Source organism: Thermomonas sp., assembly GCF_035369645.1.
Classification (GTDB): Bacteria; Pseudomonadota; Gammaproteobacteria; order Xanthomonadales; family Xanthomonadaceae; genus Thermomonas.
This window is the reverse complement of sequence record NZ_DAOOUM010000068.1, coordinates 1-8403: the sequence shown is the minus strand read 5'-3', so window position 1 is coordinate 8403 and position 8403 is coordinate 1. Positions and strand designations below refer to the sequence as shown.

The 8403-nt window shown below is 56.8% G+C and carries 11 protein-coding genes; 10 read left to right on the top strand and 1 reads right to left on the bottom strand.

From position 1 onward, the window contains the following. Nucleotides 1–57: 57 nt before the first annotated feature. Complete coding sequence (locus PK789_RS10955; RefSeq protein WP_324308810.1) at nucleotides 58–168, bottom strand: LPXTG cell wall anchor domain-containing protein; 111 nt, start codon at nucleotides 166–168, stop codon at nucleotides 58–60. A 230-nt stretch (nucleotides 169–398) separates the two neighbouring features. On the opposite strand from PK789_RS10955, the gene PK789_RS10950 reads away from it, so the two are divergent. From PK789_RS10950 to PK789_RS10905, 10 genes are all read left to right on the top strand, one after another. Then, on the top strand, nucleotides 399–1904 hold the full coding sequence (locus tag PK789_RS10950; RefSeq protein ID WP_324308808.1) for an OmpA family protein: 1506 nt from the start codon (nucleotides 399–401) through the stop codon (nucleotides 1902–1904). 17 nt (nucleotides 1905–1921) lie between these two features. Next, the gene (locus PK789_RS10945; protein ID WP_324308806.1) at nucleotides 1922–2308 is read left to right on the top strand and encodes a type II secretion system F family protein; all 387 of its coding nucleotides are present in this window, start codon (nucleotides 1922–1924) and stop codon (nucleotides 2306–2308) included. Beyond that, on the top strand, nucleotides 2305–2688 hold the full coding sequence (locus PK789_RS10940) for a DUF192 domain-containing protein (RefSeq protein WP_324308804.1): 384 nt from the start codon (nucleotides 2305–2307) through the stop codon (nucleotides 2686–2688). Before PK789_RS10945 ends, PK789_RS10940 begins: the two co-directional genes overlap by 4 nt. Beyond that, nucleotides 2685–3482 carry a TadE/TadG family type IV pilus assembly protein gene (locus PK789_RS10935; RefSeq protein WP_324308802.1) on the top strand — a complete coding sequence of 266 codons (798 nt, stop codon included), beginning with the start codon at nucleotides 2685–2687 and terminating at the stop codon, nucleotides 3480–3482. Before PK789_RS10940 ends, PK789_RS10935 begins: the two co-directional genes overlap by 4 nt. Before the next feature lie 28 nt (nucleotides 3483–3510). Continuing rightward, complete coding sequence (locus tag PK789_RS10930) at nucleotides 3511–4362, top strand: hypothetical protein (protein WP_324308801.1); 852 nt, start codon at nucleotides 3511–3513, stop codon at nucleotides 4360–4362. 33 nt (nucleotides 4363–4395) lie between these two features. Then, the gene (locus tag PK789_RS10925) at nucleotides 4396–4908 is read left to right on the top strand and encodes a hypothetical protein (RefSeq protein ID WP_324308800.1); all 513 of its coding nucleotides are present in this window, start codon (nucleotides 4396–4398) and stop codon (nucleotides 4906–4908) included. Nucleotides 4909–5077: 169 nt separating this feature from the next. After that, complete coding sequence (locus tag PK789_RS10920; RefSeq protein WP_324308799.1) at nucleotides 5078–5854, top strand: hypothetical protein; 777 nt, start codon at nucleotides 5078–5080, stop codon at nucleotides 5852–5854. 35 nt (nucleotides 5855–5889) lie between these two features. Beyond that, entirely contained in the window at nucleotides 5890–6576 is a 687-nt protein-coding gene (locus tag PK789_RS10915; RefSeq protein WP_324308797.1) for a thioredoxin fold domain-containing protein, read from the top strand. A 146-nt stretch (nucleotides 6577–6722) separates the two neighbouring features. Next, a complete protein-coding gene (locus PK789_RS10910; protein ID WP_324308796.1) occupies nucleotides 6723–7646 on the top strand; it encodes an OmpA family protein in 924 nt (307 codons plus the stop codon). A gap of 98 nt (nucleotides 7647–7744) precedes the next feature. Next, complete coding sequence (locus PK789_RS10905) at nucleotides 7745–8320, top strand: hypothetical protein (RefSeq protein ID WP_324308795.1); 576 nt, start codon at nucleotides 7745–7747, stop codon at nucleotides 8318–8320. Nucleotides 8321–8403 lie beyond the last annotated feature (83 nt).

Sequence of the window (8403 nt, the reverse complement as noted above, 5' to 3'; positions counted from 1 at the left end):
CCAGCGCCAAACTGCCCAGTCCTATCAGCACAAAACCCCACATCCAGCGGTGTAGTGTCATAGTGCGTCGCCTTTACGCGACTTGGCCAAGAATGCAATGCCGATGCCCAACATCGCCAAGCCAACACCTGTGAACGCGACTTGCTGTGCCAACACAGCAGCAATCAAATAAGCAAGTCCTGCACCAAAAAAAGCGACACCTGCGGACTTTGGATTCTTTGCGCATCTCATGGGGTATGCCTTGTCAAGGTTGCTTGACATCAGGATGCAAGGGTTTGGAAAGCATGTCAAGCGACCTTGACATCCTGCCCGGATTGCTGGTTCGCGTTCCATGCCACGCAGATTGTTGACATTAGAATCCGCGCTCCCCCGAATGTTCAGGAACATCGCCGATGTCAATGAGCAAGACCCTGTTGGCCGCAACGATCGCGGCTTTTTTGCTGGCTGGCTGCAACAAGAAACATGAAGCGGCAGGCATCGTCACCTCTTCCACGCAACCATCCCCGGACACGGCGCAACCGGCCTTCGCGGAAAGCACGCCCGCCGAGGCGGGCGATGGCGTTGCGGTGCAGCCGTTCGATCCGCAGTCGGTGCCGCTCAGCCAGGCAGCCTTGGGTGCAGTGCCCTTCATCGTCCTGCCGCATGGCTATGCCCCCGTCAACACGCCGGTGATGCAGACCTTTGCCCGCTTCCCGTTCTGGCTGGGTCGAGGCGTGCATTGGGTGGAAGGTGAGATATGGAGCGCCTTGATCCGCACCGACAGCAGCAACCCGGAGACCAAGGACAAGCAGTATTCGGAGCTCGAGTTCCGCCGCAACATGGAAGCCGCCTTGGCGCAGGCCGGCGCCAAGACGGTGTTCGATGGAGAACTGCCGGACGGTCTTTACGACGACAAGCCGTGGTCGGATGAAATCCGCGGTGCACATAGCAATGCAGTCATTGGGATGGATGCGGGGCATGTTTCAGTGCATGTCATCCGAACCGCCGACCGCGAGGTTTGGGTGCAGATGAGTACCCAGGACACCAGTGCGCAACTGGTGGTGCTGGGCCAGCAAGCGTTTCAGCCTAGTTTCATCGCGGGCGACAGCTTTCCCTACCTGTCGCTGCCGAAGGATTACGACAACAGAAATGCGCCGGTGAAACGCGATTTCGATCGCTTCCCATTCTGGGATGGTCAGCAATTTCAGTGGGTGGAAGGCCGTTTGCTGGCGCAGGATTTTGATGTGGCGTGGCCGGTACGCAGCAAGACCGGTCGGAAATACTCGCTGTACGACACCCGCCGCAATCTGGAAAACTGGATGGCGCATAACGCTGGTGTGAAAGTCTTCGAAGGCAAGGTGCCCGTCGATCAGCTTCCGGAACGAGATGCCAAGGCCTATGAGGACGTAATCGGCAGCGACAAAAGCGAGCGCATGCTGATCTATCGCGGTCAACATGCCGGCAATACCGTTTGGATGCAGCTTCGGCAGGGATGCCTGAGTGGCCAATGGGTGATCGTGGAACGCAAAGGTATGGCGCAAACCGCCGGTCTGCTGCCGGCTTCTGAACTGAAAAAGCAAATCGACGCCACCGGCAAGGTGGCCTTACAGGTGAACTTCGCCACCGACAAGACCGACATCCTGCCGGACTCGCTGCCACAGATCGAGCAGGTCGCCGCACTGCTGAAGGATGATCCTTCGCTCAAGCTCGCCGTTAACGGCCATACCGACAACACTGGTGACGCTGCGCACAACCAGCAGCTCTCCGAAGGCCGTGCCAAGGCCGTCGTTGCCTTGCTGACCGGCAAGGGCATAGAGGCCAGCCGCTTGAGTGCAGCAGGTTTTGGCGCAATGCAGCCGGTGGCCGACAATGGCACGGACGAAGGCAAGGCGAAGAACCGCCGCGTGGAATTGGTCAAACGATAAACCGAATATCCCTGCGTGTGGTCTGCACGCAGGGAAGCCCTCGCTGGCTGCCCCATGTTCGATGCGCCGCAACGGTGCCTGTGCAGATCGACTGCCGGGCGGCACGCCATCGCGTGCCTGCGGTTTCGACGTCCTCCCTGATTTTGGGGCGCCCCCATTTGCCCATAACACACCACTTATCCAGAGTGGCGATCCAAGCCGACAAGGTGGGTGCCAACCTCAGCGACACCTTGCGCGCACAAGCCAACCAGCGCCGCGAGGAGCGCTTTTTGCGCGCAGAAAAATTGGCGCTGGAAGCCCCAGTAAAAATGATGCTGCCGCTGGTGATGTTTTTCTTTCCGCTGATCTTCTTGTTCATCGGTTACTTCATCTATTTGAAGATGCTGCAAGAGGGCATCTTGTGAGGCCGGGCTGGATCGAGCGCGAACACGGCCACCCGATCCCACAGGTTTGGGCTGCTGATCGCTGGTGGTCGCGCATGCGCGGGCTTTTGGCGCGCCCAGCGCTGGCCAAGGATGGCTCGCAAGCAATGTGGATCACCCCCTGCGCCAGCGTGCACACCTTCGGCATGCGCTATGCGCTGGACGTGGTGTATCTGGACCGTAATGGGGCAGTGGTGGGGCTGCGTGAGCACCTGCGGCCATGGCGAGTGTCGGCTTGCGTGCAGGCGGCGGTGGCGGTGGAGTTTCATACCGGAGCATTGGCGCATCTGCGCCCACAGCGGGGCGAACGCTGGCAGTGGCGGTGTGCGCAAGACACAGCGGCCAATGGAGCAAGGACATGACAACACGACACGGCGTGCCCATGGTGCATGGACGAAACACGACGCGCGGGCAAGCGATGGTGGAATTGCTGATTGCCGCGCCGGTGGTGTTTTTTCTGATCTTGATGACGATCCAGATGGTGCTGTTGTACCGCATCAAATCCACCTTGGATTACGCCGCCTTGATGACCGCACGCGCCGGCGCGGTCAGCGGTTTGCACAAGTCCGACATGCAGGCCGCCTTCGCCAAAGGCATGTTGCCGCTGTACGCGCACAAAACGGGCATGACCGAAGTCGAAGCGGCCTACGTCAAAGCGCGCGTGGATTTGGCATTGCACGGCACGATCACCGTGATCAATCCCACCAAAGTGGCGTGGAACGAATTCAAAGAGCGCCAATACAACGGGCAGTACGCGCTACCCAACGACAGCTTGGCGTATCGCAGCCATGCCACCGGCAGCAGTGGCGTCAACGTGCAAGACGCCAATGTGCTGAAAGTAAAAGTCGAATACGCGGCCCCGCTGGTGGTGCCGTTTGTGGGCTGGGTACTGGGCGGAAAATCGAGTTACCTCAAAGCCGGCGCGTTGGAATCTTCGCCACTTTCGGCATTGACCGGACGTTTGAAAATCGAGTCCTACGCCATCGTGCGCATGCAATCGCCGATTTATCAAAGCGAAAGCAGCACCTTGGGCACTGCGGTGGCAGGGGGAACGTCGGGGGGTTCCGGAGGGGGTACTGGTCCGGGTGGCGGTACTGGCTCCGGTGGGAATGACCCACCCGGCGGGGGCGACCCGCCAGACCATGTGTGCACGTGAACTTGAACGACCGTATTGGGGAGATGGAATGAAAAACAGCAGGATTGCTGGGTTGATTCGGGTCAGCCTGATTTTCGCATTCATGGCGATAGCCGCATTGTCTTGGCGCGCAAGCCCGGCGCAAAACTTACCGCGCTATGGCAGCCCGGCAGCAACGCCGGTGTCTAATCCGTTTTTATTTCCCGGAACCCAAGGCGATTTGCCACCCTGCCCGCATGTCTGTCTTTTGGTGTCAGAAGGCGAAAGTGCCGAAGACACGATTGCGCAGTTTGAGCGTGCGAATCATTGCAGGGTGACTACTGGTGATACGGAAGGTGCGCCTGTTGTTGAAACAGGGTTGGGTGCCGATGTTGATGCGGTGATCATGATGTCACCAACGTTTACCCAGTATGTTCTGGAGCTTTTGGCGGATGGCTGGCAATTTGTTTATGGGCCTGTTGATGGTGGAAGCAAGGCTAAACGTGCGCCAGATAAAATTATTGTGATTGATGGGGGTTACCAAGGGAAAACAAACGCAGTCCTTTCAACGCTTGCGCACGAAGTTGGCCATGCGCGATATGCATATACTCCGAATTATTCATCTAAAGACGCATATCTTTCTGGTGTTTTGGCTGACGAGGGGGAGGCGACACTTGTTGCGATCGAGCTTCAGCGTGACATTATTGCCCACGGCGGCCCGCAATTCGGAGTGAATTGCAATCAGGACAATTTGGGGTATTACAATTCAACATATGACACGATGCTGGTTGACGGGAACAGGAATGCGGCAAGACAAGCAATTGGTGAGCGCTACAAGGACCACGAAATAGCAAGCGGGGGAGGTGTAACGTATGGGGAGTATTACGGGGGGTGGTATGATCGAAATTTTCCGTCGCCTTAATGGTCGAAAGGAGGCAGGGTGATTAACTCAAGTATGAAAGTGATGGTTGCTGCAGTGATCGCTTTAGGGGGGTGCACCGTGGCCAAGGATAAGCCTAATGAGGCTCAACGGGATATCACATGGTGGACCCTGGTCAACCAGCAGTATAACTTAATTCCAGACGGTCTTGAGAAAATAAAATCGACTTTCGAGATGAGAGTAGATAAAACAACCGGGACGCGATATCGCGTGAATTGGATTGGGCGCGGAGTTTCGTTGCAAGATGGCATCGATGTATCCAATAGCGGCCTATCAGTCGCAGTAAAATCTCAACGGTCAGATTTGATTGTGTTTAGTTTATATTTTGATGGCCGTTGCATCCCATTCGATGAAGTCAAGCAGCACTATCCTGATATCGGTATGCCGCTGCCATCGTCGCCGCATGACAAGATCGTTTCAACAACTTGGTCGCTTGCAAAAGAGCGAGCGATTATTTACTTCGAAATGGAGAAAATGGACGGCAGCGAGTGCCTTCGTCGCGTGGCATTCGGCCCAAAGAACAAATAAGTGGCTGACTCTGCCGAGGTCTCTGATGGGGTGCGAATCGCATCAAATGGTTATTGATTCTGGAAATGGCTGAGAACTTAATGAATCTATTGCTTTTTGTTTTCCAGGCTGTTTATTAGCGGTAGAGCTGGAGTCTGTAAATTGAACTGTGTAACTGCCCTTTGAGACGATGAAGCTAATTACAGTGCAAATCTCAGCGTGGATCGCAATTGCGCTTGTCGCTTGTGCGGAAGGTAATATGCGTGGTGAAACGCAAACATCCATCGCATCGCCTGCAGTTCAGTCAGCGCCACAGGCAACAATTGCCCAACAGCCTACGACCATTCAGGTGAAATCGGTTGGTCCCGGCGATGCACCGGATGAAGATGCACTGAAACAACTGGTTGGAAGTGCGACGCAAGATGCCACAGTGCAGCTGGTCAACTATCCCGACTTACTACTGTCGAGTCGCATCCTGCACGGCTTTGAGGCGGCTTCCAGGATGCTGACCACCATGGATGGACAAGTCATCAATTGGGGCTTTAAGTACCAAGAGGCAAATCTCCAGTCGGTTGCCATTTCCGACGCCGCTGGCCGCTTGGAATTAGTTGCAGTGGTGGATGACGTTCTGGATCTGGTGTCTGTTCAAGGCACAGTCAGGTTTAACTCAGTTGCGGACTATCAGCGAGCGGCAAAAAAGGATGGCGCCGAGCCGCATGTCGTGCTGGTAGTACGCGACCAAGCGGCATTGAAAGCAGCGTATCCCCTATTCAAGAGCTGGATGCAGGCCAACCTGCTTGGCTTCAATACCTCCTGTGCGAAACGTGCTGCCGCTTGCGCGCTGATGCCCAGCATCGAGGTGCGCACCGAGGCCTATCTCTCGTCCGGGAAGGATGCGGCACCGGTCAAGACGGACGTACCAAACCTTCCCGCCGCCGCGATACCTTTGGAAGCCTTTACCCAGTAAGTGTGTGTGCAATATTGCAGCAAGGAGACTGCGTGATGCGTTTGTTGTTTCAATATATTGGGTTAGCCATGTTGTTGTTGGCCTTGGGGGCCTGCTCCAAGGCCGCACCACGGCCACCCAGTCCGGTGGCGGTTGCGGCCAGCAAAACGCCTGCAGAACAGGTGGATTGGGCGGCCATGCAGGCGTTTTGGAACCGGGCCATGGCACTGCCCGGTATCGACACCGGGCCTGTGGATGCCAGCAAGCGCATGGTGGTGTATTTCGATCCGCACTGCCCCGTGTGCGCCAAACAGTGGCAGGTATTGCGTCCGTATTTGCAGCAGGTGCGCATCCATTGGGTGCCGGTGGCGTATATGGATGCATCCAGCGCGCGGGTGGCGGCGGCAATGTTGGATGCCACCGATCCGGTGGCGGCGTTGACCACCAATGAACAAAATTTCGATAGCAAGGCCAACAAAGGCGGTTACCAGCCCAGTGCTGCGCCATCGGCGGCGCGTGTGGCCCAAGTGGAGCGCAATACCCGCCTCGCCCGACAGGCCGGGGATCTGATGGGCACGCCAACCTTGGGGTTTGAGCTGCTGCGCGGGCAACGCTATTACCGCATGACCGGTTTGCTGGAGTCCGATGCCGCACGTATCGCGGTAGCAGACCTAGGGACCACTGCCGATCCGTGGGTCAAGCGGCGCAGCGGCGTGGCACCAGTACCAGCACCAGCAGCATGATGCTGGGTAATAGGCATTCAATTGCAAAGATTCTTAACGCATTTCAGGACAGGAAGTTATCGATGAACTACGCAGCGGGTCTTTTTTTAAGCATGTGTGTTGCCGCGTCCTTATCGGCGTGCAAGGGGAAAACGGACGTGGCCAATATGGCCAACCATGCTGCCGAGCTTGCACAAACAGCAGCCAAGAATGTGGAGCCGGCGCAGCCTGCGGCCCACGAGTTTGATATCAACCAAGTCCCGCTCAGTCACGTGGCGCTGGGTGATTTTCCGTATATCAGCTTGCCGCAGGGCTACAGCAATGATGGGCGTGCGCATCAAACGCTGGACTTTGCGCGGTTTCCGTTTTGGGTGGGCAACAAGCCGGTTTGGGTTGAAGGTAAGTTGTACGGCACCAGCATGACGGCCACGGAAGGTAAGCAGTTTTCACAGCTGGAAGTGCGCCGCAACGTGGAAGCCATGGTGGCGGAGTTGGGCGGTAAAGAAGTCTTTCAAGGCAAGATTCCTTACGACACCATCAAGTCTTGGGGGAGTGATGTGTTGGGGTTGCCGGCATTTGGTGACCCCTATAACGAACCCGTCACCACCTATGTGGTGCATCGTGAGGACGGCAATCTCTGGATTTATTTTGTGGCCAATACCGCCGAAGCATGGTGGACGGTGGTGAAGGAAAAAAGTTTCCAGAAAACCGCCAGCTTGTTGCCGGCCAGCGAGCTAAAGCAGCAATTGGACAGTGCCGGCAAGGTCGCCTTGCAGGTCAACTTTGCCACCGACAAGACCGAGATATTGGCTGACTCACAACCGCAAATCGCGCAAGTGCTGCAATTGTTGAAAGAGAACAACGCACTGAAGTTAGCCATCAACGGCCATACCGATAACAGCGGTGATGCGGCACATAACCAAACCTTGTCGGAAGGCCGCGCCGCTGCAGTGGTGGCGGCGCTGGTAGCGCAAGGGATAGCGGGTTCGCGCCTTGCCGCCCATGGCTATGGTGCAAGCCAGCCGGTGGCCGACAATGCCACGCCGGAAGGCAAGGCTAAGAACCGCCGGGTGGAGTTGGTGAAACAATGATCTACGTAATGCGGTGGTGTGTGGGTTTGGTATTGCTTGTGACGGCCTGCCTGCTGTCGGCATGCACTGGCCTTTCGGTGCAACGGAACACGGCTGCGGTGAACGTCGAACAAGGTAGATTCGCACCAGCAACGGTCGCCGCCATCGCGGCGGCACGTCAGCAAGGCATTACCTTGCATCTGGAGGTGCTGCCCGCATCGGCATGGACGGCGTTGGAGGCAAGCCCTGCGATACCGGTTGGACGAGCGACGGGTCAGCCTGCAAAGGTCTATGTGATCTTCGACGCCAATTGCCCGTATTGCGCCGATCTGTACAGGTGGCTACAAGGTGACGCCTTCCGTGGCATTAGCATGCGTTGGGCACCGGTGGCGTTTATGAAACAAGACAGCGCCGCCATTGCCGACGTCATTCTGGCCGCAAACGATCCGAGCAAGGCGTTGGATGACTATTTCCGGACGAATGACCTCAAAAGCGACAAGGGCTATGAGTTGCCGTCTTTTGTCATGCAAGCCAAGCATGCGCAAGACTACACTGGGCTGATGCACCACCTGAGGGAATGGGGCGGCTATGCCCCGATGATCATCATTCGCACGCCGGCCGGAGAAGTACTGCAAGTGCATCACGACAAGGGCGAGGCACTGCGTCTGGCGCTTGGCTTGGCGGCAGCGCAATAGGTGCTGCCAAGCCGCACGCAACCTTCACTTGTTGCTGACGTACTTCTCGCGGCGAATCATCGGAATCGGTAGGCCGATGGCTT

What these genes read in the sequence shown, in the direction of transcription:
- PK789_RS10930 (WP_324308801.1), top strand. Translation starts at nt 3,511, where the DNA reads ATGAAAAACAGCAGGATTGCTGGGTTGATTCGGGTCAGCCTGATTTTC.
- PK789_RS10915 (WP_324308797.1), top strand. Translation starts at nt 5,890, where the DNA reads ATGCGTTTGTTGTTTCAATATATTGGGTTAGCCATGTTGTTGTTGGCC.
- PK789_RS10920 (WP_324308799.1), top strand. Translation starts at nt 5,078, where the DNA reads ATGAAGCTAATTACAGTGCAAATCTCAGCGTGGATCGCAATTGCGCTT.
- PK789_RS10935 (WP_324308802.1), top strand. Translation starts at nt 2,685, where the DNA reads ATGACAACACGACACGGCGTGCCCATGGTGCATGGACGAAACACGACG.
- PK789_RS10910 (WP_324308796.1), top strand. Translation starts at nt 6,723, where the DNA reads ATGGCCAACCATGCTGCCGAGCTTGCACAAACAGCAGCCAAGAATGTG.
- PK789_RS10950 (WP_324308808.1), top strand. Translation starts at nt 399, where the DNA reads ATGAGCAAGACCCTGTTGGCCGCAACGATCGCGGCTTTTTTGCTGGCT.
- PK789_RS10925 (WP_324308800.1), top strand. Translation starts at nt 4,396, where the DNA reads ATGAAAGTGATGGTTGCTGCAGTGATCGCTTTAGGGGGGTGCACCGTG.